General features: G+C 31.8%; 24 protein-coding genes. 10 read left to right on the top strand and 14 right to left on the bottom strand.

All coding sequences use genetic code 11. The features are described from left to right. Positions 1-13: 13 nt before the first annotated feature. The gene (locus BUA99_RS14365) at positions 14-292 is read right to left on the bottom strand and encodes a DUF2752 domain-containing protein (protein WP_072993904.1); all 279 of its coding nucleotides are present in this window, start codon (positions 290-292) and stop codon (positions 14-16) included. Positions 293-392: 100 nt separating this feature from the next. Here BUA99_RS14365 and BUA99_RS14360 point away from each other — a divergent pair, with 100 nt between their 5' ends. After that, a complete protein-coding gene (locus BUA99_RS14360; RefSeq protein ID WP_072993901.1) occupies positions 393-575 on the top strand; it encodes a hypothetical protein in 183 nt (60 codons plus the stop codon). Continuing rightward, positions 568-1,119 (top strand): Smr/MutS family protein, encoded by a 552-nt coding sequence (locus BUA99_RS14355; protein WP_072993898.1) that lies wholly within the window; start codon positions 568-570, stop codon positions 1,117-1,119. The genes BUA99_RS14360 and BUA99_RS14355 overlap by 8 nt, the downstream gene beginning before the upstream one ends. Before the next feature lie 126 nt (positions 1,120-1,245). On the opposite strand, the gene BUA99_RS14350 is transcribed toward BUA99_RS14355, so the two are convergent. After that, complete coding sequence (locus BUA99_RS14350) at positions 1,246-2,190, bottom strand: hypothetical protein (protein ID WP_072993895.1); 945 nt, start codon at positions 2,188-2,190, stop codon at positions 1,246-1,248. A gap of 196 nt (positions 2,191-2,386) precedes the next feature. Here BUA99_RS14350 and BUA99_RS14345 point away from each other — a divergent pair, with 196 nt between their 5' ends. From BUA99_RS14345 to BUA99_RS14335, 3 genes are all read left to right on the top strand, one after another. Next, a complete protein-coding gene (locus BUA99_RS14345) occupies positions 2,387-3,313 on the top strand; it encodes an EamA family transporter (RefSeq protein WP_072993892.1) in 927 nt (308 codons plus the stop codon). Positions 3,314-3,322: 9 nt separating this feature from the next. After that, the gene (locus tag BUA99_RS14340) at positions 3,323-4,447 is read left to right on the top strand and encodes a cysteine desulfurase family protein (RefSeq protein WP_072993889.1); all 1,125 of its coding nucleotides are present in this window, start codon (positions 3,323-3,325) and stop codon (positions 4,445-4,447) included. Positions 4,448-4,807: 360 nt separating this feature from the next. Further along, positions 4,808-6,145 (top strand): UDP-glucose dehydrogenase family protein, encoded by a 1,338-nt coding sequence (locus BUA99_RS14335; RefSeq protein WP_072993886.1) that lies wholly within the window; start codon positions 4,808-4,810, stop codon positions 6,143-6,145. Between the two features lie 546 nt (positions 6,146-6,691). On the opposite strand, the gene BUA99_RS14330 is transcribed toward BUA99_RS14335, so the two are convergent. The 6 genes from BUA99_RS14330 to BUA99_RS14305 all read right to left on the bottom strand — a co-directional run bounded on the left by BUA99_RS14330 (position 6,692) and on the right by BUA99_RS14305 (position 12,266). Further along, entirely contained in the window at positions 6,692-7,669 is a 978-nt protein-coding gene (locus BUA99_RS14330; protein ID WP_072993884.1) for an MlaD family protein, read from the bottom strand. 8 nt (positions 7,670-7,677) lie between these two features. Further along, the gene (locus tag BUA99_RS14325) at positions 7,678-8,430 is read right to left on the bottom strand and encodes an ABC transporter ATP-binding protein (protein ID WP_072993881.1); all 753 of its coding nucleotides are present in this window, start codon (positions 8,428-8,430) and stop codon (positions 7,678-7,680) included. A 6-nt stretch (positions 8,431-8,436) separates the two neighbouring features. Further along, positions 8,437-9,219, bottom strand: a complete 783-nt coding sequence (locus BUA99_RS14320) for an MlaE family ABC transporter permease (RefSeq protein ID WP_072993934.1) — start codon at positions 9,217-9,219, stop codon at positions 8,437-8,439. A gap of 232 nt (positions 9,220-9,451) precedes the next feature. Beyond that, the gene (locus BUA99_RS14315) at positions 9,452-9,745 is read right to left on the bottom strand and encodes a chaperone modulator CbpM (protein ID WP_200778673.1); all 294 of its coding nucleotides are present in this window, start codon (positions 9,743-9,745) and stop codon (positions 9,452-9,454) included. Then, the gene (locus BUA99_RS14310; protein ID WP_072993875.1) at positions 9,742-10,629 is read right to left on the bottom strand and encodes a J domain-containing protein; all 888 of its coding nucleotides are present in this window, start codon (positions 10,627-10,629) and stop codon (positions 9,742-9,744) included. Before BUA99_RS14310 ends, BUA99_RS14315 begins: the two co-directional genes overlap by 4 nt. Positions 10,630-10,847: 218 nt before the next feature. Next, positions 10,848-12,266 carry an amidohydrolase family protein gene (locus tag BUA99_RS14305; RefSeq protein WP_072993873.1) on the bottom strand — a complete coding sequence of 473 codons (1,419 nt, stop codon included), beginning with the start codon at positions 12,264-12,266 and terminating at the stop codon, positions 10,848-10,850. A 578-nt stretch (positions 12,267-12,844) separates the two neighbouring features. Here BUA99_RS14305 and BUA99_RS14300 point away from each other — a divergent pair. Next, positions 12,845-14,377, top strand: a complete 1,533-nt coding sequence (locus BUA99_RS14300) for a SulP family inorganic anion transporter (protein ID WP_072993871.1) — start codon at positions 12,845-12,847, stop codon at positions 14,375-14,377. 91 nt (positions 14,378-14,468) lie between these two features. Here BUA99_RS14300 and BUA99_RS14295 read toward each other — a convergent pair whose 3' ends face one another. Beyond that, a complete protein-coding gene (locus tag BUA99_RS14295) occupies positions 14,469-15,734 on the bottom strand; it encodes an NAD(P)/FAD-dependent oxidoreductase (RefSeq protein WP_262487712.1) in 1,266 nt (421 codons plus the stop codon). A gap of 70 nt (positions 15,735-15,804) precedes the next feature. Next, a complete protein-coding gene (locus tag BUA99_RS14290; RefSeq protein WP_072993866.1) occupies positions 15,805-16,338 on the bottom strand; it encodes a GNAT family N-acetyltransferase in 534 nt (177 codons plus the stop codon). A gap of 151 nt (positions 16,339-16,489) precedes the next feature. Here BUA99_RS14290 and yaaA point away from each other — a divergent pair, with 151 nt between their 5' ends. Next, positions 16,490-17,248, top strand: coding sequence for a peroxide stress protein YaaA (gene yaaA, locus BUA99_RS14285; RefSeq protein WP_072993863.1), 759 nt, complete (start codon positions 16,490-16,492; stop codon positions 17,246-17,248). A 37-nt stretch (positions 17,249-17,285) separates the two neighbouring features. Here yaaA and BUA99_RS14280 read toward each other — a convergent pair whose 3' ends face one another. From BUA99_RS14280 to BUA99_RS14265, 4 genes are read right to left on the bottom strand one after another with little or no spacing between them, the layout of a single operon-like run. Further along, the gene (locus tag BUA99_RS14280) at positions 17,286-18,869 is read right to left on the bottom strand and encodes a DHA2 family efflux MFS transporter permease subunit (protein WP_072993860.1); all 1,584 of its coding nucleotides are present in this window, start codon (positions 18,867-18,869) and stop codon (positions 17,286-17,288) included. A 56-nt stretch (positions 18,870-18,925) separates the two neighbouring features. Next, positions 18,926-20,005 carry an HlyD family secretion protein gene (locus tag BUA99_RS14275; protein ID WP_072993857.1) on the bottom strand — a complete coding sequence of 360 codons (1,080 nt, stop codon included), beginning with the start codon at positions 20,003-20,005 and terminating at the stop codon, positions 18,926-18,928. Positions 20,006-20,013: 8 nt separating this feature from the next. After that, positions 20,014-21,345 carry a TolC family protein gene (locus tag BUA99_RS14270; RefSeq protein WP_072993854.1) on the bottom strand — a complete coding sequence of 444 codons (1,332 nt, stop codon included), beginning with the start codon at positions 21,343-21,345 and terminating at the stop codon, positions 20,014-20,016. After that, positions 21,335-21,961 (bottom strand): TetR/AcrR family transcriptional regulator, encoded by a 627-nt coding sequence (locus tag BUA99_RS14265; RefSeq protein WP_072993851.1) that lies wholly within the window; start codon positions 21,959-21,961, stop codon positions 21,335-21,337. Before BUA99_RS14265 ends, BUA99_RS14270 begins: the two co-directional genes overlap by 11 nt. 248 nt (positions 21,962-22,209) lie before the next feature. Between BUA99_RS14265 and BUA99_RS14260 the strand changes: the two genes are divergently transcribed. From BUA99_RS14260 to BUA99_RS14250, 3 genes are all read left to right on the top strand, one after another. After that, positions 22,210-22,788 (top strand): TetR/AcrR family transcriptional regulator, encoded by a 579-nt coding sequence (locus tag BUA99_RS14260; protein WP_072993848.1) that lies wholly within the window; start codon positions 22,210-22,212, stop codon positions 22,786-22,788. 41 nt (positions 22,789-22,829) lie between these two features. Next, positions 22,830-23,462 (top strand): nitroreductase family protein, encoded by a 633-nt coding sequence (locus tag BUA99_RS14255; protein ID WP_072993845.1) that lies wholly within the window; start codon positions 22,830-22,832, stop codon positions 23,460-23,462. Positions 23,463-23,649: 187 nt separating this feature from the next. Then, entirely contained in the window at positions 23,650-24,201 is a 552-nt protein-coding gene (locus BUA99_RS14250; RefSeq protein ID WP_072993842.1) for a DUF4494 domain-containing protein, read from the top strand. Positions 24,202-24,233 lie beyond the last annotated feature (32 nt).

Raw genomic sequence — 24,233 nt, 5'->3', positions numbered from 1 at the left:
TCTAAATTAGTTCTTAATAATGCTTATAGATGTAACCCCCTACCATAAAAATTCCATTTAAAATAGCGGAAGCAAAAATCATATTTTTGAAGTTTTTATTACTTTGGATAAAGTTTAAAAATAAAATTCCTAAGAATAAAAAGGTGGTTAATAGTGCAGGATACATTTTAAACGAACCGGAAAAATCACCTTGTAACAACAACACAAAACTGCGCTGAAAACCACAGCCCAAACATTCAATTCCAAAGAGTGTTTTACTTAAACAAGGAAACATAAATTTTTCTAAATCCACTACTTTTATTTTTTACAATTTTACGAAAAAATAAACAATGATTTAAATAATTAACAAGCAATATTAAATTGATTACTTTTGGAATCTGATATTTTTAAATATGAAAAAATTTATAATACCTATAATGATTGTTGCTATAATTGTTGCATTGTACCAACAAGCAAGCTCCGAAAAAAATATTTACATTATGGTAATTGCAATTATAATTTTTATGATTGGAATGATGCAGCTAAGTGCGAAAACGCCGAGTAAAAATCAAGATAAAGAAGACGACAATGTATAGTAAGGGAGATAAGGTTTCTGTTCTTGATGAAAATATGAATGGTGTAGTTTTATCCGTTTTAGATAATCAAGTAACTATTGAAACCGAAGATGGTTTTTTGATGACATTTAATGTCAATGAGTTGATTAAAATAAACCAGTCCAGCAACTTAATGGATTCTATCAGAAGAATTAATGTAGCTGAAATTGTGAAAGAGAAGGAGGTTCCAAAACCGAGAAGCTTTGTAAAAGAAAAGAAATCCAAGCATGAGATTCCCGCTCCTGAATTTGATTTACATATAGAAAAACTAGTGCCTAATAAACGCGGAATGTCTAATTATGATATCCTAACTTTACAAACTGAAACAGCACAACGTCACATTGAATTTGCCATTAGAAATCGAATTCCAAAGATTGTTTTCATACACGGCGTTGGCGAAGGTGTGTTAAAAGCTGAGCTGGATTTTCTTCTAGGCCGTTATGATAATATTGCTTTTCAAGAAGGAAATTATCAAAAATATGGACAAGGTGCTACCGAAGTTTTTATAAAGCAAAGTGCTATGTAAACATTAGTAAAAGCATTTATATTTAAAAAAAACTCTAATTTTAAATAAACATCTTATGAGAAATTCATCTAAAATTAGAGTTTTATTAGTTTAAAGAAGAGCTGTTTTAAGGTGCTCAAATAGTAATTAATTTGTGGTTAATAATTCACCATAAATATAATTGTCACCTAATAAAAAATCACTATTTCCTTTCTTTAATTTTGCCTTTTTGATAACTACGGTATGCTTAAATGCATTTCCGTTGGCAGTTGTTGTTACCTCAATCATCCCTGATGTATCAGCAACGCCAGCTACAGCAATCCACTCTTCACTAATAGCAGGAGTTGCTGGGAAAGTAGTGTTACAGAAATAATCATCAGTTAATAAACCAGAAAACAATCTATAAGTAAGTTTGTTTTTAATAGTGCTTATTAATCCTACTCTCGGAGTATTTAAAGGTGTGACCGCATTGACAATTAATGCAGAGTCTATATCTAGAATTAATGCTTCGCTACTATTTTTATCATACAATTGTTTAGTAACTGAACATTGTTTAATAATTTTAGTAAATGCAAATGGTAGGGTTTTCGTACTCATCACGTAATCTCCAAATGTAAATGTTTCGTAAACTTGGGTTCCATTTACCTTATTAAAAGTGATATTTTTAAAAGTGATGTTGTGATTGTACCCAGTAATTTTCGAGCTATTGTCAGTATCATTTGTACTTTTTACAGCTGTAGTATTTATTACGATTTTTCCACCGGTTGCAGTCCATTCTTCCGTTACTACAGGAATAGCTGGAGGGATTGATTCACATATTGTAGCAGCACTAACAGTACTGTTATAAAATCTATAAATAATTCTATTAGTTGCACTAATATTAATTTCTTGAGAGGTCGTTTCGGTAGGAAAAGTTATATTGCGTGCTTCAAAAATTAACGCCTCGTTTTCTTTCAATTTGTAAAGTAAAGCATTTGTTGTACATCTTTGTACTGTAACAGCATCAAAACTTATATTTTCTTGGGTAAGATCTCCATCGTCACAGCTATTAACCAGTAGTGATAATGCTAGTAAAGTTATTATTCTTTTCATTTTTAAAAATTTGAGTAAAAATAGAATTTTAATTTGTTACAATTACAGTCTATCTTGAAAATAGCATTTTTAGTGCTTTTGACCACATGTATTAAGATTAAAAAAGCAGTTTTTTAAAGGAAGTTTTTTATCTGGTTTTCATATTTTATTTAAAAGTATATGGTATTCATTATCTTTGCAGGAATTTATATGCATTATGTCTCTTACTAAGTATTACTCCGCTGCATTTATCGCCTTCTTTATTTGGGGTTTTTTTAGTTTTGCTCTTAAACCTTTACACAATTATGCATCTTTAGATATACTTTTTTATAGAGTATTCTTGAGCGTCATCGTGATGGTTTTAATAAATGTGGGCTTTCGCAGAAGTCACATACGCGCTAATTGGACGATATTTAAAAATTGCGATGTAAAACAGAAAAGAAGTATCATTGCGCTAACTTTTGGCGGAGGTATATTTCTAACCTTAAATTGGTTCGTTTTTATCTATGTGGTTAATCATGTTTCTGTAAATGCGGCTTCATTAGCGTATTTAATTTGTCCAATACTCACCACAGTTTTTGCGTATTTCATCTTAAAAGAAAAACTAAATAAGTGGCAGTGGATTGCAGTTTTTATTAGTATTTTGAGTTGTTTGTTACTTTCATTTAATCATTTTCATGCATATTTTTATAGTTTGATTGTTGCTGCTACTTACGCTTTATATCTTGTAAGTCAGCGTAAAAATAATGTTATGGATAAATTTTTGGTTTTAACACTTCAACTTATTTTTAGTGCGATTGTTTTACTGCCGTTTTACCCTAAGTTCAGCGGAATTATCCCAACGGAGCCTTTATTTTATTATTATATGATGATAATTGTAGTTTTTTTTACAATCATCCCACTATTTTTAAGCTTATATGCACTTAAAGGAATTACTTCTTCTGCTGTTGGAATTATGATTTATATCAACCCATTAATTAATTTTATCTTAGCAATTTTTTATTATAATGAGCAAATAAGTTCGCGACAACTGTTATCTTATTTTTTAATTCTAATTGCGATACTTATTTTTAATAAAAAAATACTTTTTTCTAGTAAGGGAAATTTTATGTTACCTAGAAGAAAGGCTCAAACTAATTTATAAAAGTCAAAAATGAGAAATATATATTTAGATAATGCTTCCACAACTTCTGTTCGTCCGGAGGTAGTTCAGGAAATGACCAAGGTACTAACCGAAAATTATGGAAACCCATCGTCAACACATGCTTTAGGTAGGAAATCAAAAAGCATATTAGAACTTTCCAGAAAATCTATAGCGCAAAATTTAAATGCTACTGCTCAGGAAGTTATTTTTACTTCTTGTGGCACGGAGGCAAATAATTGGATTCTTCGTTCGGCGGTGAAAGATTTAAACGTCAAACGAATTATAACGAGTAAAATTGAGCATCATGCTGTACTTTATGCGGTTTTTGTATTAAAAAAAGAATATGATATTCAAGTTGATTTTATTAATGTCAAGCCAGATGGAGAAATAGATATAACTCATTTAGTTGAACTACTATCGCAAGATAGGAAGACATTAGTAAGTTTAATGCATGTAAATAATGAAGTAGGAACAGTTCTTGACCTAGAGCATGTGAGTATGATTTGTAAAGAGCACGGTGCATTATTCCATTCGGATACGGTACAATCCGTTGGTAAAACACGCATCGATTTACAAAAATGTACAGTCGACTTTATTGTAGCAAGTGCTCATAAATTTCACGGGCCTAAGGGAGTTGGGTTTGCATTTATTCGTAAAAATTCTGGATTACAACCGCTATTTTTTGGAGGAGATCAGGAAAAAGGATTACGAGCCGGAACAGAAGCTCTCCATCAAATTGCCGGAATGGCGAAGGCTTTAGAGTATTCTTGTTTAAATATGGCTGAAGAAAGAGAGTACATATTAGATTTAAAAGAGTATCTTATTTCTCAACTTAAAAGTCAATTTCCAACATTTAAAATTAATGGTGATATCAATGGTTTTTATACCATTTTAAACGTTCTCTTACCTTTTACAGAAGATAAAACTGCCATGATTTTGTTTCACTTAGACATGAAAGGAATTGCCGTTTCACGTGGTAGTGCTTGTCAATCAGGAAGTATAAAACCATCTCATGTTTTGGCAGAAATTTTATCAGAAGAAGATTTGAAAAAACCTAGTTTACGAATTTCCTTGAGTTATTCTAACACCAAAGATGATGTAGATGCATTTATAGATGCGTTGAAGACAATTTAAGTCTCACCTAAGTACTAATGTAAGTTGTGGCCTTTAAAAATTTATTTTTATAACAAAATATGATGGTTATGATCTTTTACTTCTTAATGAAAGTTCCAAAATTTAGATATTGCATATTTATTTTGACTAGTGAAAAGCGAAATTTGTTACTTTAGTGTTGTTTTAAAAGAAAAGAGACTTTGTATAAATGTTTAAAAACCGAAGTGTTTCTTTTTAAATTGGTTCAGTAAATATTAATTTTTTTTCTGAAATTATAGATATGTTGTAAAAAAAAGAGCAGTAAACGTGATGTAAAATTAAATCGATCTTGATCGCACATCTTAAAAAATATTAAATTTATTAAAAAATAAAATAGGAATTATGAAGATAACAATTGTAGGAAGTGGATATGTTGGTTTAGTTACAGGTGCTTGTTTTTCAGAAGTCGGTATTGATGTCGTTTGTGTTGATATTGATCAAAGTAAAATTGATAATCTTAACAATGGTATTATACCCATTTACGAACCCGGACTAGAAGAAATGATAGTTCGTAACATGAAAAAGGAAAGACTAAAGTTTACCACCAATATTGCAGCAGCAGTTAAGGAATCTGAAATAATTTTTATATCTGTGGGAACGCCACCTGATGAAGATGGAAGCGCAGATTTAAAATATGTACTAGCCGTTGCTCGTGATTGTGGTAAACACATGAATAAGTATACACTTGTGATTACAAAAAGTACTGTTCCCGTAGGTACTTCGTTAAGGGTTAAAAAGGCAATACAGGAAGAGCTAGATAAACGTAAAGTAAATATCGATTTTGATGTAGCGTCAAATCCTGAGTTTCTAAAAGAAGGAGCTGCAATTGATGATTTTTTAAAACCTGATAGAATTGTGGTGGGGATAGAAAGTGAATATGCAGAAGAGTTGTTGACACAATTATACAAACCTTTTGTATTAAACGGACATCCTATAATTTTTATGGATATTGTTTCTGCTGAAATGACAAAGTATGCGGCAAATTCTATGCTAGCTACTAAAATTAGCTTTATTAATGATATTGCAAATCTTTGCGAACTCGTAGGAGCAGATATTAATCAAGTAAGAAAAGGTATTGGATCAGATGGTCGTATTGGTAACAAATTTATTTATCCAGGTATTGGCTATGGAGGTTCTTGTTTTCCCAAAGATGTTCAAGCATTAATTAAAACAGCTGGTGAGTACAACTATGATTTACAAGTTTTAAAGGCTGTTGAAGCTGTCAATAAGGCGCAAAAGTCTATATTATTCAATAAAATTTTGAATTATTACAATGGTGATGTCAAAGGTAAAACAGTAACTTTATGGGGATTGTCGTTCAAGCCTCATACTGATGACATGCGTGAAGCACCATCTTTAGAAATAGTAAGCAAGCTTTTAAAAGCGGGAGCTCGCGTTAAAGCTTATGATCCAGTTGCTATTCCAGAAGCAAAGCATCATTTCGGAGATACAATTTCTTATTATAATGACCAATATGAAGCACTAATAGATTCGGATTGTTTAGCAATAATTACAGAGTGGCCAGAATTTAGAATTCCAAATTTTAACGTGATCAAAAAACTATTGAAAACACCCGCTGTTTTTGACGGAAGAAATATTTATGACAAAGACGAAATGAGACAAAATGAGTTTGATTACTTCTGTATTGGCGTTGATACTGTCAGGTATATTTTAAAGTAGAAAGTAAATTTTTTTCTCAAGATTATTTTGACTTATTATAGAATTTGAAATTATGACAATAGACAAAGACACTCCTGTTCTAAATGGGAGTTATTTTATTGTATCAAATATAAATAAGTATTGGTCAAAAGATAGTAAAGAATTGTATTTTTAAAATATTTTACAGCTCAAAAACAGATTTATTGATTTTTAAATTAATGCTGTAACTATTAATAATTGATCAATCTACAATGTTAAAAACGTTTATAACTCAAATTAAAAAAAATTTTGACTCTTCTAAATTTAACATAATCATTTCATTTTTAGCTAAATAAAATTATTTTACTAAGGAAATGAATTATCTGTTTTATATAAAGTTGCATAGGAAATAAAAAAATTATCCATTTGGAATAATAGATTACAGAAACTCAAAGCTAATTTATAATTTCAAGACCTATTTTCATTTAAGAAATGGAAACGCATTACTTATCATTTGCACAATAGATACTGAAATTCCAAATAGTATTAAAAGACAAATAAAATGAATCCTAGTTTAATCAAATAAAATTACTTTTTTATAGCTTTTTGTTTTTCTTTCTCCTGTTTTTTAAAATAGCCTCTAAATAAGAAATTGTGCTTTAAAGCTTCTAAATTTTCGTTCAATCTAAAGCTAGCTTCATTAATATTTATCATTGTAGAGTCAATCTTTCTAACTAAATTAGGATCATTGGACAGGTAATTCAAAGCTCCTTTTCCTTCCTTAATATTGAGTATGGTAGTGTTTAAATTACTTACCAGTTTATCAATTCCAGCACTCGACCGATCTAAATTTTGTACTATTTTTTTAATATCATTAGCTACAGCCGTATCTTTTAAAACGCCTATAACGTTGTTTTTGTTCTCTAAAGAACCAATTAGCTTATTTAATTTTGTGACGGATTCTGCTGTTCCTTTTCCTGTTACTTTTAAGTAAAACATAGTCTGTTTTAGATCTTGCGCAATAACCGTATCGTTTATTAATGAACCAACTGTTCCTTTGCCTTCTATAATTTCTTTTGTTATTTTAAGTAAATCGGCAGTGAGGAGAGCTGCATTTTTATTAGTAACGTCCAGCGTGCTTAGAAGATCATCGGTTTGCACTCTTTTGACGGTCGTAATTTGGTCTCCATGCTCAACAGCTGCTTTGTTGCCTTTACCGGGAACAATATTGATAATCATATTTCCTACTAGTCCATCAGAACCTATAATAGCTATGGCATCTTTTTTTATGTGACTAAAAATAGATTTGTCAATAAGCATTTCTACTTCTATTACGCTATCATTAATCATATTTATGGTTCGCACTGTACCTGCGTTTACGCCAGAATACCGCACGTTATTGCCTAACTGTAATCCGTTTACATTATTGAAAATCGCTTTTAGATGATTAGTTTGTCCAAACATTTTTTGTTTATCGCCAATAAAATAAATGGCAACTATAAAAATGATTAGGCCTGAAATAACAAAGAATCCAAGACGTATTTTTTGTGATGTCGTTTTTTCCATATTCGATATTATTTAAAGAAAGCTTGTACTTTAGGATCCTTTGAAAGGGACAATTGCTCAAAGGTTCCTTCTGCATAATTAATGCCATCAACTAATAAAATCATCCTATTCGAAATTACTCTGGCGCAATCGACATCATGTGTAATTATGATTGATGAGGTGTTGTATTTATCTTGAATTGATTTCATTAGTATCAATATTTCCTTTGCAGTTATTGGGTCTAATCCAGTAGTTGGTTCGTCATAAAGAATCACTTTTGGTTGTAAAATTAATGTTCTCGCTAATGCTATTCTTCGCTTCATGCCTCCTGATAGTTCTTCGGGCATTAAGTTCATTGTTTGTGCAAGACCTACATTTTCTAATGCTTGCATCACTAAAGGTGATGTGTCCTTAATCACTCCAAATTTTTTAGTATGCCTTCGCAGTGGAAATTCTAAATTTTCTCTCACGGTCATTGAATCGTACAAGGCACTGCCCTGAAATAAAAAACCTATTTCTGTTCTAAGTTCGTCTAAAGTTGTGCGGTCTAAGCCGTTTATATTTTTTCCCATTACGGTGATGGTGCCGCTATCAGCGGTTTCTAAACCAATAATGCATTTAATAAGAACAGATTTCCCAGATCCCGATTTCCCCATTATTATTAAATTTTCCCCTTCATTTAAGACAAGGTTAAATTTATTAAGAACGTGGTTATTACCGTAACTTTTCATTAGGTTTTTCACTTCGATAATTGGTTTTGTATTTTCGCTCTTTAAATTCATATTAACCTATAAATCATAAAAAATGTTAGTTATAAAAACAGCAATAAAATCTATTACAAAAAGTAACATTGAAGTATATACGACCGCAGAATTAGCTGCAACTCCCACACCAGCTGTTCCTTTTTTACAATTGTATCCTTTAAAACAGCCCACTAAACCTATTGCGAATCCAAAAAAGAAGGACTTAATGGTTGCTGGTATTAAGTCGCTAAATTCAGATGCATTAAAAACCTGATTATAATACAGCAAAAAAGACACATTTCCTTTTATATTTTCAACAAGATAGGATCCAAATATTGCAATTGCATCGCCAAAAAAGACTAAAAGAGGTAACATGAGTGTAGTAGCCAGAATACGGGTTACCACAAGATATTTAAAAGGATTAGTTCCAGATACTTCCATAGCATCAATTTGTTCAGTAACTCGCATCGAACCTAATTCAGCACCTATTCCTGAACCTATTTTACCTGCGCAAATTAAAGCAGTTATGATAGGTCCTATTTCTCTGATGATTGAAATACTCACCATTGAAGGTATCCAAGAAACAGCTCCAAACTGCTGTAGTGTGGGTCTAGATTGCAAATCAAATACTAGTCCTATTATAAATCCTGTAACTGCAACTAGAAGAAGTGATCGATTCCCCATGTTATAACACTGTCGTAAAAACTCTTTTAATTCAAATGGCCGATTAAATACTTCATTAAAAAAACGTCTTGCAAAATAGGATAGTTCTCCTATTTCTAGGAAGAATTTTTCAAATGAGTGAACTATTTTATTTTTACTGCTCACAGTCTTAAAAATTGATTTAAACAAGAAGTTATCAATTAAAAATAATCTCTTTTAAAGATGAAATAAAATAAGATTACATTTTTTCTCCTATTTTTTATTGATTTAAGAATATTATAAAGATTGACCTTTAATGGAGAAGCAAATAATCATTCTATAAAACAATGTTAAGTTTTTTTGTTTGTAAAATGACCTTAATTATCATTTTGATATTGCTTGCAGTAAAGAATTTAGTTTAACTTTCATACAAGCGCAATCTGTTTTTCAATGACGTAACTTCATTATTTAAGGCCTCTATTTTTTCTAATAAATTTAAAACCACATCAATTCCTTCAATATTCACATCTAAATCTTGGTGAATGTGAATCATCTTCTCGATTTCGTATATGCAAGCAGAATCAATATAAGAAATAGTTTCAACTGTTTTTATTTCAACTAAACCCACTTCCTTAAGATTGGTAAAAAATGACATTTCCATCTGGTAATGGGAACATAATTCAGGTATCGAAATAAGATTTTCTAGAGTCATGATTTTCTGAGTTTTGCAAGTTCTGTGAATAATTCTTTTTCTTTTTCAGAAAGATTTTTAGGAATAAGTATTTGATAAGTAAGATATAAGTCACCGAATTCTCCATCCTTTTTATAAATAGGAAATCCTTTACCTTTCAGTTTAACTTTTGTTCCATTTTGAGTGCCTGGTTTTACACTTAGTTTTACCTTTCCGTCAAATGTTTCGGCAGTAATATCACCTCCAAGAGTAGCTGTAAATAGATCTAGATCGACCGAAGAATAAAGATTGTGATTTTCTAATTTAAATTTGCTGTGATTCTCTATTGAAAATGTTATGTACAAATCGCCCTTTGGACCGCTACTGGCACCTTCGCCACCAAGTCCGCTAATTTTTATTTGTTGTCCATTTTCAACTCCTGCAGGAATTGTAATTCTTATGTTTTTTCCGTTAATGGTAAGGGTTCTCTTTTGAGTGGTGTAAACATCTTTCAAGTCGAGCTGTAGCTCGGCATTGAAATCTTGTCCTTTAAATTGAGTACTTCTGCGGCCTCCATTAGAAGTTCTTCCGCCAAACATCGATTCGAAGAAGTTTGAGAAATCAGCCCCATCTGCATAATCAGTTTGCTGTCCATTTCCTTGATATTGTTGCTGCTGTTTTGATTTTTCAAATTGCTCCGCATTTTTCCAATTTTCACCGTAATCATCATATTTTTTTCGGTTTTCAGAATGACTTAATACTTCATTCGCCTCATTTATTTCCTTAAACTTTTTTTCGGCTTCTTGGTCGTTAGGATTTAAATCTGGATGATGCTTCCGAGCGAGTTTTCTGTATGCCTTTTTTATTTCGACATCAGTTGCTTTATTATCCACTCCAAGAATTTTGTAATAATCAATAAATGCCATTGCGAATTTTTTTAGAAATTGTTGTTAATCAATTTACAAGTGTAAAAAGCAACTTTCTTGTTTACTAAAATTGATTACACTATCAAATTTAATCATTTATTTACTTTAAATCCATAAGTAAGTATTTTATTAAATTTCTTTGATGTAAACAAAAAAACTCGCTTAGTAATTCTAAGTGAGTTTTGAGATTTCAAAATGATTTGTTTATTGAACACAGATTATTGTAAGGGAAATTTTGCTTCAAAGGTTTTAAATCGACTATCTAAATCATTTAGTAAATTTTTTCGAACTTTTTCTTCTCTGATAAAACTGTAATTGATACTATTGTAAACAAATTCCTTTATATCAGCATAAGATATATTTTTATATCTTTTTGCTAATAAAACATATTGTTCCGTCATATTAGAGCGCAGAATTCCAGCATCATCAGTACTAATAACAATGGGAACGCCAAAATTTTTATATAATGTCAACGGATGACGATTCTCTTTTACTTTTAAAATAAATTCATTACTTACCAAATTAATTTCTACTGGAATTTTATTTTTTGCCATAAAACGCAGTAAATCGTAGGCATCTTTCTCATAAGCTATATCAACGCCGTGGCCTATTCGATTTGTCCCCGCGGTGTAAACGGCAGCACTTATATGCCACGTTAGTTCTTCTGGCTGCACTAGTCCAAGGGTAAGTTCTCCGGCGTGCATCGTGTACTTCACATTTGGATAACGAGAATGACAGTATTTGAACATAATCATATGCAACCAGTAATCATTCATTGATGTTTCACCATCTTCGGGAGAAACGATATTAACGCCTGCCATAAGCGGACTACCATCTGCAGATATAAATGCAATGACCAAGTTTTTGAATAAATCGACAGGTTCCATAAAACGCAATACAAAATTTTGATAACGCATCGTAAATTGCGAATCATCAATTTTTAAATCGTTATGCAACTTAGTGACGAAATTTATATTAAAATTTTTTGCATCAGTTTCTGCTCCCTTTTTAATTAAGCTAGTGTAAATTGAATCTAGGGATTTCAGGATTTTTTTTTCATCTTTTACTAAAGCTAATTTTCTTAATCGAGAATTAAATGGCCCCAGTTCATCTGTATTTATTGTAGTAGGTATAGTTGACAATTGGGTCTCAATATAACTTACGTTTTCAGTAATAGCTCTATTTTTTAATTCTATTAATCCTTGACCAAAATTTCCTTGTATAGCGGGCTCAAATTTCATAAATGACTCAAAGAATAATTTATCCGATGGATAATCAACACCATTATAATCTTTTACGGACCATTTTTGCAAGATTTTTTGCTTAAATAGTTCTAAAGTTCCATTATTTTTTAATACCGAAAATTGTTCCCACTTTCCTTTAGATGGTCTTTCTTTAAGAACATCCATTGTTTCTATATTAAGGTAAAAATTATCCTCAATGGCCCGCTTTAGTAACGGTTCTGCATAAATAGAGCCTGAAAAGTGGTGATGTAGATCTCCACCTTTTGGCATCTGCGAAAAGAAAGCGGTTAATTCCGCTTCATTATCTCTTATTTTTTCAAAATATTCATTCGCTTTTTGCGAATAAGCTGTAGATAGTAAAAAGGCAAAAAGAATAGTATATAATATTTTCATAGAATGTTATTTTTAGGTTTTTTATAAGCATATAAAGATTTTAAATAAATGTTAGCTTAAAAAATAAAATTTGACAAAGGTGAAGATTTCTTATTTAATTTGAAAATTAATTAAAAGAATTGTATTTTTTTTAATTTAAATGACTCTATACTTTATAAGAAGATTATTTAAGATCGCAAATGATAAAATTTAGATAATTAACTTCGGCCGCGAACTATACGGATATTCACAAATAAGATTTTTTGGAATTGCAAAAAAACCTACAATCCTCATATAAATGGAAACAGTTAGTTTACGAGAATTTGTGTATTGATCACAAATGCATTGCCGTTTATCAAAAAATAATCTTTTACTAATAACATATATTATGAATTTTTAAGTACTGATAGCATAAGTATTTCCTTTATCTTTTGGTATAAGCCTCTAAAAGTTTTAGTTTTGCACTTCTAATAAAAAATGATTCACTTAAGTAATTAAACCTTGATTTATAGCCTTTAAATCAAGAATTTTTTCTAAAAAATTATATCTGATTTTTTCGATACAATTTCTATTTTCGAAGGTGTGTTTAAAAATTGTATATGAAAAAAGTATTTAATCTGTTTGATTTTTCTCAAAAAGTAAATTTCCGTACTGAAATTTTAGCAGGCTTAACTGTTGCTATGACAATGATTCCAGAATCTTTGTCGTTTGCTATATTAGCTGGTTTTCCACCGTTGATGGGTTTGTATGCGGCATTTATTGCTGGTTTAGTGACCGCAATTTTTGGCGGAAGACCTGGAATGATTTCTGGAGGTGCTGGCGCAACGGTAATTGTTTTGATAGCTTTGATGAAATCACACGGTTTAGAGTTTGTTTTTGCTGCAGTAATTCTAGCAGGAATACTACAAATAGTTGTTGGAATTTTTAAACTTGGAAAATTTATTCGATTAGTGCCGCAACCTGTTATGTTTGGTTTTGTAAATGGTTTAGCAATTATCATTTTCATGTCTCAATTAGAGCAATTTAAAACGATTGTTAATGGTAAAATGACTTGGCTCAGCGGGAATCCTCTTTATATAATGCTGGGTTTAGTGCTGCTTACAATAACTATAATTGTGTTTTTACCAAAATTGAGTAAAGCTATTCCAGCTTCATTAGTTGCTATAATCGTTGTATTTGCTTTAGTATTTTTCTTTGGAATTGAAACTAAGACGGTTCGAGATATTGCTTCTGTCAGCGGTGGATTTCCTCCTTTTCATCTTCCTAATATTCCTCTAGATTTCGAAATGTTGCAAGTTATATTTCCCTATGCTCTGATAATGGCAGCAGTAGGATTAACTGAAGGTTTGCTAACGTTGAACTTAGTCGATGAAATTACGGAGACAAAAGGCGATGGAAATAGAGAATGTATTGCACAAGGCGGGTCAAATATTCTAAATGGATTTTTCTTTGGAATGGGCGGTTGTCCTATGATTGCGCAAACATTAGTAAATCTTTCGGCAGGATCAAGAGCGCGCTTATCAGGAATTATTGCTGCCTTTACCATATTGCTTATTATTTTGTTTGGTGCTCCTATAATCGAACGAGTTCCCATGGCGGCATTAGTGGGCGTTATGGTTATGGTTGCGATTGGAACTTTTGAATGGGCAAGTTTCCGAATTATCAACAAGATGCCTAAACACGATATTTTTGTAGGTATTGTTGTGGCTGTCATTACAATCCTATTACATAATTTAGCTCTTGCTGTGCTCATTGGTGTTATTATATCCGCACTGGTTTTTGCTTGGGAAAGTGCTAAAAGAATTCGTGCGAAGAAATATATAGATGCTGCGGGAGTGAAGCACTACGAGATATACGGTCCTTTGTTTTTTGCATCAACAACTGCTTTCTTGGAAAAGTTTGATGTAGCTAATGATCCAGCAGAAGTAATCATTGACTTTAAAGAGAGTAAAATTACTGACATGAGTGCAATTGACGCAGTCAATAAACTTACGGAACGATACGCTAAAGTGAATAAAGTGGTCCATTTGCGTCACTTAAGTTCCGATTGCAAGACGCTACTAAAAAATGCAGATCAGGTTATTGACGTCAATATATTTGAAGATCCAACTTATAAAGTTTTAATAGATTAATTTTATCAATTGTTTAGAAACTACTGTAATTTTTCTAGATGTTGTTGATGGTTTTACATAAAGTAGAATAGCTTTCATTTTTAGAAACAATTTAAATTTTCATTGCTTCTGCGGCTAATCGGCCTGTTTTCATTGCTGCATTTATGGAGCCGTTTAATAAATTATCACCACAAATAAACAAATGATCTGTAATTTTTATTTCAGATGCTTCAATGTTGTTTCTAACACTTTCTTGAGTAGGTAATGCGTATTCAATTCGGTAGCTTTTTAACATTTTCCAGTTATTTACTTTTTCACCGTACCACTGCTTCAATTCTTGCTTCATATTTTCAGCTAAAGTTGCGTCATTTATTTCCGGAATTCCATTGTATGAAATAGAAATTAAGATTTTTCCTTTTGGCGCGTATGCCTTAGACACATTTGTCATAACAGTTAAATTATTGACCCACTTTTTATTTAGTGAAGCATTTAAGACTACAACCGCTTTTTTAGTTGGTGCTTCATTTGCTTCAAAATAGATATTCGTTACTTGGTTCGAGCTCATTTTTTGCTTTGGAACAAAATGCTGCGTCAGGCTATTAGCGTTAGTAGCCAACAGGATTTGATCGGCCTCATATATCGTTCCGTCAGCTAATGTGACTTTATTTGAATCAATCGAAGTCACGCTATTGTTGCATAGAATGCTATTTGGGGGAAGCATAGCTAGCAATTGTTTCGGTATTTCTTCCATTCCTAATTCTGGTACAGCAACATCACCATCAGAAAACATTTTCATTACAAAATCAAACATTCGTCGGGAAGTTGTTAATTCGTTTTCGAGAAATATTCCAGAAAGAAAAGGCGCGTAAAAACGCTGAATCATTTTTGGTGAAAAACCATATTCATTTAATTGTTTTTGCGTAGTTTGCTCAGGCTGTTTAAATATTTCGTCGATACTCAGTTTTTGTAGCCTAATTTTTAGCCAAAGTGTATTTATTTTATCTTTTAAACTTCCTACAGGAGCAAAAAGGGTTGCAAATGCCGCCGATGGTCGTCTAAAAGGATCTGCAATTTCGAATTGGCCACCATTATAAAGTACCGTGGCGCCAGGTAACATTTTTTTTAGTTTTAAATCTTTATAATTTAGTAGTGCTTGTGTCTCTGGATACGCAGTTAGAAGCACTTGAAAACCTTGATCGAAAAGAAAACCGTCTTTCGAATCCGTTTTTACTCTTCCGCCTGCACGATCACTGGCTTCTAAAATAAGTACTTTTCTTCCTTGACGATGCAAATGAACCGCTGCCGATAAACCCGCTAATCCTGCTCCAACAATAATTACATCTTGTTTCATAGTTTTTGTAAAATTTGTTGCAAAAATAAGCCAAATGCGGTTTTAATAACGTTTAATTAATGATCATTTTATGCTTTTGCAAAGTTTATAAAGTAGACTAATTTAGAAGAGAAAGTTTCATTAACAAATCAGTTTGCTTGTCATTTCCCATCATAAAATCGTGCTTATCAAAAACTATAAAACTATTTTTATTATAAAATTGAATTGCCTTATGGTTCAACTCCCAGACCCCTAACCAAACATTTTCACATTTAGCATCTCGAGCTATATGAAGTGCTTTATCTAATAAAAGTTGACCTATACTTTTACCGTGAAAAGACTGTAAAACATAAATACGATGTATCTCTAAAGTGTTACCAGCTATTTTTTCTGTTTGTGCATCGCTAAAATTTATCTTGATGTAACCAACCGCCTCAGCATTTGCGTAAGCGATATAAAAGTGTGAATTAGGATTATTTAGTTCAAGTGCTAATTGTTGTAAATTCAAATTTTTCTCAATGTAACCAGCAATATTTTCAGCACTATTAGAGGATGAAAAAGTAGCTGCAAATGTATTAATACTAATTTCTTGTAATAGATTCAAATCTTTTAGGATTGCTCTTTGAATATTAAAAGTATTGATGTTTTGCATCGTTTATTTTATTTAGGCTGTAAAAATAGTGATAAATTCTGTTTTTGATTTGGATATTTTATACTGACATTATACAAATCAATTATAAAAGGTACTTATTATGATATTCAATTAGTATTTTTGGTGAACAAAAGAAATCAAATAGTAGTATATGAAAATTGTTATATCGCCAGCTAAATCATTAGAATTTACAAAAGAATTACCGACTGAATTGCATACTGAATCCCTTTTTTTAAGGCAATCAAAAAAAATTCATAAGGTCTTAAAAGAAGTAAAACCAGCTGACTTATCCACTTTAATGAGTATTTCAGACAAATTAGCTGATCTGAATTGGCAACGTAATCAAGATTGGAAAACACCATTTACTTCTGCAAATGCACGTCCGGCGATTTACACTTTCGATGGCGATGTTTATACTGGATTAGATGCATACACAATTCCACTCGATAAAATTGCAACTTTACAAGATCGTTTACGTATTCTTTCAGGTTTGTATGGCTTGCTGAAACCACTGGATTTAATGCAGGCATATCGTCTTGAAATGGGCACTAAATTGCCAATTGGGGAAAGCAAAAACTTATATGATTTTTGGAAAAAGACTATTACAAAATCCTTAAATGATGAACTTAAAGAGGATGAGTTATTTATTAATTTAGCAAGCAACGAATATTTTTCGGCTGTTGATGTAAAAGCTTTAAAAGTTCCAGTTATCACACCTGATTTTAAAGATTACAAAGATGGTAAACTAAAAATCATTAGTTTTTTTGCTAAAAAAGCAAGAGGAATGATGGTGCGTTATATTATCGATACCAATGCAGAAACAATTGAGGACTTAAAAGGATTTAATTACGATGGTTATCAATTTGATGCTAATTTATCGAAAGACAATCATCTAACTTTCACTAGATAGCCCTGCAACCGGGATCCATTCTATATTTTTAAACCTTTTAATGCATTGCATCTGCTGGATTGATTTTGTTTTTTCCTTTTTTGATTAAAAGGATAAATGGAATACACAGTAAAAATAGAGCTCCTAAATATAAAAATACATCCATATAAGATAGCACTGAACTTTGCACCATCACTTTATATTCAATTGTTTTATAAGCCTTTGCTAATGCTTCATTTTCGGCAAAGCCTTTGGACATAAATCCCATTTTGAGTTGTTGCACTGTTTGTTGTACTTCAAAAGAAGTTTTATCTAAATGTGCTATTAAATTCACGCGGTGTTCTTGGTTGAATCGGGCTATGAAAGTAGTGATTATTGCTATACCAAAAGATCCTCCTAATTGTCGCATCATTCCTGTGAACGCTGCTCCTTCACCAATACTTTTTCCTTTTAAGGTTGAAAGTGAAAGCGTGGTAATAGGCACAAAAAGTAATCCTAATCCAACTCCTCTTAATATCAATGGCCAAAATAAATGTTCTTCACCAGAATCGGGGGTAATTACGTTTTGCATCCAAAAAGTAAATAAAAAGAACATAAAAAAGCCAACAGCTACCATGTACGCTTGCGGAATTCCTCTTTGAATCATTTTACCGATAAAAGGCATCATAATTCCTGTCGTAATAGAACTAGGAATCAACAGTAATCCTGCATCTAGAGCACTCCAGCCTAAAACAGATTGTGTATAAATAGGTATTAAAAATGTAGAGCCATACAACCCAAAACCTAAAATGAAACACATAATAGTTCCTACCCTAAGGTTTGTGTCTTTTAGTACTCGTAAATTTACAATTGGATGTTTATAAGTTAGCTCTCGCCATATAAATAAAATCAAGCCAAACACTGTTACCGTTGATAAAATAACAATTGTGAGATTGTTAAACCAATCATCTTGTTGACCATGTTCTAGTACATATTGCAAAGAACCAATAAAGGCTGTCAGTAGAAAAATTCCAATCCAATCTACTTGACTTGCTTTTAGTTTCTCACCGTATTTTGGACTTTTTACAAAAGATAAAGTCAGTAACGTAGCTATAATTCCAAGGGGGATATTGATATAAAATATATAGGGCCAAGAAAAATGATCAACAATATAACCTCCTAAAGGCGGTCCAAGCGTTGGTCCTACAATTACTCCCATTCCGTAAATAGCTTGAGCCATTCCTCTTTTAGCAACGGGATAGCTCTCTGTTATGATTGTTTGTGCAGTTACCAGTAATGCTCCACCACCGAGTCCCTGAATAAATCGAAAAGTTACCAGTTCCCAAATATTATCAGCATTTCCACATAAGAAAGAGGCGACTGTGAAGATTATTATGGAAGCAGCAAAATAATTTCTACGTCCAAATTGCTGTGATAGCCAACTTGTCATGGGAATTACAATGACATTAGCAATAGCATAAGCAGTTATTACCCAAGCAACATCAGTGAGAGATGCACCAAGGCTTCCTCTCATGTTGTTTAATGCAACGTTAACAATTGTAGTATCTACAATTTCTAGCATCGCACAAAGTACAGCTGTAATGGTAATTATGACTCTTCTAAAGCCATATTCTACTAAATCATCTTCTCCGATTGGTGCCATTTTATACGTAATTGTAAGCTTTACTACTTTTTAAAATTATGTTTCTTAAAATTAAATTAATCTAAATGAACATCTACGTCAACGTTCATTCCCGGACGAAGTAGTTTTATTTTTTCAGGATCATTAGTTGGATTTAAACTTATTTTAACCGGTAATCTCTGAATCGTTTTTACAAAATTTCCTGTAGCATTATCTGGAGGTAGTAGAGAAAATTTAGATCCTGTTGCTGGCGAAAAAGAAGTCACTGTCCCTTGAAAATCATAATTAGGATAGGCATCTACTTTTACAGAGACTTTCTGGCCTATAATCATTTTGTTCAATTGCGTTTCTTTAAAATTTGCAATCACCCATGCTTCTTTATTGTTAATAATGTAAAATAAAGATTGTCCCGGTTGAACTAATTGCCCTGGCTGAATATCAATTTTAGATACTTGCCCATCTATTGCAGCAGTGATAATAGTGTAACTCAAGTTTAATTCTGCAGCGTCAAGTATAGCTTTTGCGCGTTTAATATTGGCTGCAGCTACCTCTGTTTGTTTATCTGATACTTTAGATTTAGCAATAATAACGGATTTTTGAAATGAACTTGCTCTTTGTTGCTGCTGTAAAACGCGAACCTGGCTTTCGGCTTCCATCTTTGCTGCCAGCGCCTGCTCATATTGTTGTTTCGTAATTGTGCGGCTCTTATATAAATTATCGTAACGGTTGTAATCATTAGTAGCGCGGTCTAATCTTATTTTAGCTGATTCAATGTTCCCACCTGCTGATTGCACATTAGCATCCGACACAGAAATACTAGCTAAAGCACTACCAGTGTCTGCTTTTGAAACTGCAAAACTACCTTCAGCGCCTACAACCGCAGCTGATGCTTCCTCAATTTTTAATAGATAATCTCTTTTATCAATAGTAAAAAGAGTATCACCTTTTTTTACATAATCGTTGTCTTTGATAAATACTTTATCCACATATCCCGAAACTCTTGGAATAATAGGATTCATGTTTTTTTCAATTTGTGCATCATCAGTTTCTTCATGTGATTGGGAATGCAGGTATTTATAAGTTCCATAAGTTCCGCCTAAAACCACTAACGCTACTAGGATAATAATAAATTTTTTATTTGTTTTTTTCTTTTCCATGGTTGTGATTATTTTTGAGCTATGTTGAAGGTTTGTGATAATTGGCCAGTTACTGAAAGTAACTCATAGTATTTTTGAATGGTATTTGCTTGAGCCAAAGCGGTATTAATCTTTGCACTTAATTGCTCTACATCAGCGTCTAGCAAATCGTTAGTGTCAGAAAGTCCATTTTCATATTTCTCTTTAACAATTCGATAGTTTTCAGTAGCTTGTTCAGCTGCTTCATTATAAACAACTTTTTGTTTTAATGCTAAGTCGTAATCTTCAATTGCTTTTGTGACCTGAATTTTGATATAATCTGTCAACACTAATTCTGAATTTTGAACTTCAAGAAACTTACTTTCTGCTAATTTAACCAAGGTTGTGTTTTTCAGAATTGCACTTAAATCATAAGAAATTCCTACGCCAATATTCATTGCGTTTTGCACAGTAATTACGTTACTTAAATCTAAAGCGGTATAACCTCCAACTATTGCAATTGATGGATAATAAGAACCTTTAGCTATTTTTATGTTGGCTTCACTTGCTTTTTCTTGAAACCGAATCGCTTCTAAATCTTTTCTATTTTCTAGAGCAGGCATTTCGTTGGTAGGTACATTAGCCATCTGAAAATCAGCAAAATCTTCTTCACGAACTTCTAATTTTGTATTTGGATCTAGTTTTAAAAGTGTGATCAAATAGAAATTAATTACCTTAATATTATTATTAGTCTCATCCAGAGATAATTGAATTTTAGAGGTCTGCAGTTTTGATTTTAAAAGATCATTTCTGGGAATAATTCCGTTTTTCTCTAGTTGTATAAAATCTTTAACTCGCTGCTGAGCAGTTTTTTGATTTTCTTTTAGTAATTCAATCGTTTTCTGTGCTTTATATAAGCTGGCATAATAATCAATAACACGAATTGCAATTTCCTCTTTAGTTTGCGAAGCCGTTGCCATTTCTGCTTCATATAAATTCTCGTAAGCAACAATACTATTTTTAATTTTAAAACCAGAAAAAACAGGAAGTTTGGCATTTAACTGCCCAATCATAACCTGATTTACAATCGGAAGCGGCTCTTGAGCTCCAGAATTATTTTGATTAAGTTTAAAATTAATATCAGCATTTGCTAATCTTAAATATTGTCCAGAAAGTTTTAAATCAGGGTATTGACTATTCTTAGTAGACTGCAATTCATATTTTTTGGTTTTTACTTTCGTATTTGCCAATGTAACTTCATTGCTTTTGGCCCAAGCCAAATTAATAGCTTCGTTCAAAGTTAAACTTGTTTTCTCTTGTGCTTTTACGGATGAAATTCCTATGAATAAAATTCCGTATAAAACGAATTGACTAACTTTCATAAATTAGAAGTGCTTTAATTGTTTGTTGAATATGCTTTGTCAAATTGGTCTTTATGTAATTATTGTATAATTCTTCAGTCTTTAAGTTCAATAGATTTTCAAAAAAGGTTTTATTCATATGAAAATGAAAAAACGTACCTAAAATTGTTGGCGTAATTAGTGGAATGATGATGTCTTTTCTAAAAATTCCTTTTCTTTGACCATCTTCAATAATGGTTTCTAAAGATTTTAAATTTCCCTTTTTCAGTTCGGAAAAGTCTTGTAAACTTTGTTCTCTTTTTTTAGAGGTAAATTCAAAATGCAAAATTCTATATATACCTCGATTACTATTTATTCGATTAATATAGAGCTCAATGAGTTTGTTAATTTTTTCGATAGGTTCAAGGTCTTCTTGCAGTAAATTATCTAGTTGATTTTTTAAATCAGAAGTTCTATAAATAATCAACGATTCTAATAAGCGCTCTTTTGATCCAAAGTAGTATGAAACCATTGCAATATTGATTTTTGCCATTTTCGCAATATTACGTATTGAGGTACCGTCAAATCCTTTTTCTGCAAAAAGACATTCGGCAACTTCTAAAATCTGGATTTGTTTATCGTTGAAATTGTTTTTCAATTTATCTGAAATTTTTCAAACGCAAAATTAAACAACTGTTTAAATTAAACAACTGTTTAATTTTTGAATTAACATAATATTAACGAAAAAGATTTTACTATTGAGCTATTTATTATAAAAAGCATTGAAGCAATTCGCTCGATAAATTTTTAGAAATAAATAATAATATTTATGAACGTTCATTCTTTTTTAATATCTTTGTCAAAATATTTTTCCGTAAAATTTATTAATTAATTAAATATTTTAGCATGGCCTTACTTCAAAAAAGCATTGATAAACGCAGCGCACTACTAAAGGCTACTTTGTGTTTAGTAAATAGAGATGGTATTCAAGGTGCATCAATGGCAAAAGTTGCCAGAATTGCTAATGTATCACCAGCTACTATTTATCTTTATTTTGAAAGTAAGCAGGATTTAGTAAATCAACTGTATCTTGATGTGAAGGAATCTTTTGCGAAAGCTACTTTCGCTAATTACGATTCGGGAGAAACAATAAAAGATCGTTTTGAAAAAATTTGGTACAAAATGGCTCACTTTAAGTTAAACAACAAGGAAGAAGCATCTTTTTTATCTCAGTGCGACAATACGCCTATGATCGACGAACCAACGCGACAAGAAGGATTAAAACATCTTAAATTGCTTTTTGATGTATGGAATGAGGGAAAGCAACAAGGAATCATAAAAGAGATATCACCTTATTTACTTTATGCTTTTACTGTTTATCCTATTGCATTTTTAATGAATATGGATAATAGAAAACTTTGTACTCTATGCGATACAACACTAAACGATGCATTTAAGGTAGCTTGGGACAGTATTAGAAGATAGTAATAAGTAAAATAAATAGAAATTTAATAAATAGAATATAAATGGAATTAATTGATAAATTGAAATGGCGTTACGCAGCTAAGGCTATGAATGGCGAAACAATAGGACAAGAAAAAATAGATGCTATTATTGAAGCAGCATCTCTAGCGCCTACGTCAAGTGGATTGCAACCTTTTGAAATCATGGTTGTAACTAACCAGGAACTTAAAGAAAAAATTAGAGTAATAGGATGGAATCAATCCGTAATTACTGATTGTTCTCATTTGCTTGTATTCGCTGCATGGGACACTTACACTGTGGAGCGAATTAATAAAATGTTTGATCTGACGAATGAAATTCGCGGCTTCAAAAATGAAGGTTGGGAAAAATACCGTCAAATGTTGTTGAATACCTATCCGCAAAAAGATCCTGAAGTGAATTTTCAGCATGCAGCTAGACAAGCTTACATTGCTTTTTCACAAGCGATTGCCGCCGCCGCTTTTGAAGGTGTAGATAGTACACCTATTGAAGGTTTTGATCCTGAGGCATTAGATACAATTTTAGGATTAAGAGAAAAAGGTCTTAGGAGTTGCGTGATTCTTCCACTTGGTTATAGAGATGCGAGTAATGACTGGTTAGTCAATTTAACAAAAGTGAGAAAGAGTAGGGAAGACCTAGTTACTTTATATGAATAATTAAATTCGACATTCATAAAAAACAGCCCTCCATTTTTGAGAGGCTGTTTTTTTTTGTAAAATTACATCTCTTTTTAAAAAATAAAATAGACAGTGAAATATAAATCAAATTGTGAATATCTATTTGGCAAAAACTACTTTATTTTACGTCTAAAATCTATCTTTGACATCCTTAAATAAATAAACGATGAGCACAATTTGGTACGAATGTAAAGTAAAGTATAAAAAAACAGATGAAAATGGCGGTCAAAAAGTGACCACTGAACCCTATTTAGTTGATGCAGTTTCCTATACAGAGGCCGAAAGCAGGATCACAGAGGAAATGTCGGCTTACATTAGCGAAGAATTTAAAATCACCAATATTAAGATCGCTAATTATGCAGAAATTCATCCTTTTGAGAATACAGATCGATGGTTTAAATCTAAAGTTTCGCTGCTAGCATATGATGAGGAAAGTGGAAAAGAACGCAAAAGCAATATGTATTTATTAGTTCAAGCTAATGATGTAAAAGAAGCATTTGATAATACAGTTAGTGTGATGACCGGAACGATGGGCGATTACACAATTCCTGCAATTACAGAGTCACCTATATTTGATGTATTTCCTTATTTCTCTGGTGAGGAAGGAGAACTAGAACAACTCGAAAAGTTCAACACATTAAAAGCATCTAAGTCAGAAGTTCTAGAAGAGGTAGAGGATCACATGGAATTTGTAATAGAGGGAGAGGAAGTTATATAAAGTTTAAATCTAATTTAAAAAATTAGATTTAA

The sequence above is a fragment of the Flavobacterium segetis genome, assembly GCF_900129575.1.
GTDB classification, from domain to species: domain Bacteria; phylum Bacteroidota; class Bacteroidia; order Flavobacteriales; family Flavobacteriaceae; genus Flavobacterium; species Flavobacterium segetis.
This window is presented reverse-complemented; position numbering and strand designations above follow the sequence as displayed.

Coding starts and splice junctions, on each gene's coding strand:
- BUA99_RS14360 (WP_072993901.1), top strand. CDS start 393: ATGAAAAAATTTATAATACCTATAATGATTGTTGCTATAATTGTTGCA.
- BUA99_RS14355 (WP_072993898.1), top strand. CDS start 568: ATGTATAGTAAGGGAGATAAGGTTTCTGTTCTTGATGAAAATATGAAT.
- BUA99_RS14350 (WP_072993895.1), bottom strand. CDS start 2,190: ATGAAAAGAATAATAACTTTACTAGCATTATCACTACTGGTTAATAGC.
- BUA99_RS14345 (WP_072993892.1), top strand. CDS start 2,387: ATGTCTCTTACTAAGTATTACTCCGCTGCATTTATCGCCTTCTTTATT.
- BUA99_RS14340 (WP_072993889.1), top strand. CDS start 3,323: ATGAGAAATATATATTTAGATAATGCTTCCACAACTTCTGTTCGTCCG.
- BUA99_RS14335 (WP_072993886.1), top strand. CDS start 4,808: ATGAAGATAACAATTGTAGGAAGTGGATATGTTGGTTTAGTTACAGGT.
- BUA99_RS14330 (WP_072993884.1), bottom strand. CDS start 7,669: ATGGAAAAAACGACATCACAAAAAATACGTCTTGGATTCTTTGTTATT.
- BUA99_RS14325 (WP_072993881.1), bottom strand. CDS start 8,430: ATGAATTTAAAGAGCGAAAATACAAAACCAATTATCGAAGTGAAAAAC.
- BUA99_RS14315 (WP_200778673.1), bottom strand. CDS start 9,745: ATGACTCTAGAAAATCTTATTTCGATACCTGAATTATGTTCCCATTAC.
- BUA99_RS14310 (WP_072993875.1), bottom strand. CDS start 10,629: ATGGCATTTATTGATTATTACAAAATTCTTGGAGTGGATAATAAAGCA.
- BUA99_RS14305 (WP_072993873.1), bottom strand. CDS start 12,266: ATGAAAATATTATATACTATTCTTTTTGCCTTTTTACTATCTACAGCT.
- BUA99_RS14300 (WP_072993871.1), top strand. CDS start 12,845: ATGAAAAAAGTATTTAATCTGTTTGATTTTTCTCAAAAAGTAAATTTC.
- BUA99_RS14290 (WP_072993866.1), bottom strand. CDS start 16,338: ATGCAAAACATCAATACTTTTAATATTCAAAGAGCAATCCTAAAAGAT.
- yaaA (WP_072993863.1), top strand. CDS start 16,490: ATGAAAATTGTTATATCGCCAGCTAAATCATTAGAATTTACAAAAGAA.
- BUA99_RS14280 (WP_072993860.1), bottom strand. CDS start 18,869: ATGGCACCAATCGGAGAAGATGATTTAGTAGAATATGGCTTTAGAAGA.
- BUA99_RS14275 (WP_072993857.1), bottom strand. CDS start 20,005: ATGGAAAAGAAAAAAACAAATAAAAAATTTATTATTATCCTAGTAGCG.
- BUA99_RS14270 (WP_072993854.1), bottom strand. CDS start 21,345: ATGAAAGTTAGTCAATTCGTTTTATACGGAATTTTATTCATAGGAATT.
- BUA99_RS14260 (WP_072993848.1), top strand. CDS start 22,210: ATGGCCTTACTTCAAAAAAGCATTGATAAACGCAGCGCACTACTAAAG.
- BUA99_RS14255 (WP_072993845.1), top strand. CDS start 22,830: ATGGAATTAATTGATAAATTGAAATGGCGTTACGCAGCTAAGGCTATG.
- BUA99_RS14250 (WP_072993842.1), top strand. CDS start 23,650: ATGAGCACAATTTGGTACGAATGTAAAGTAAAGTATAAAAAAACAGAT.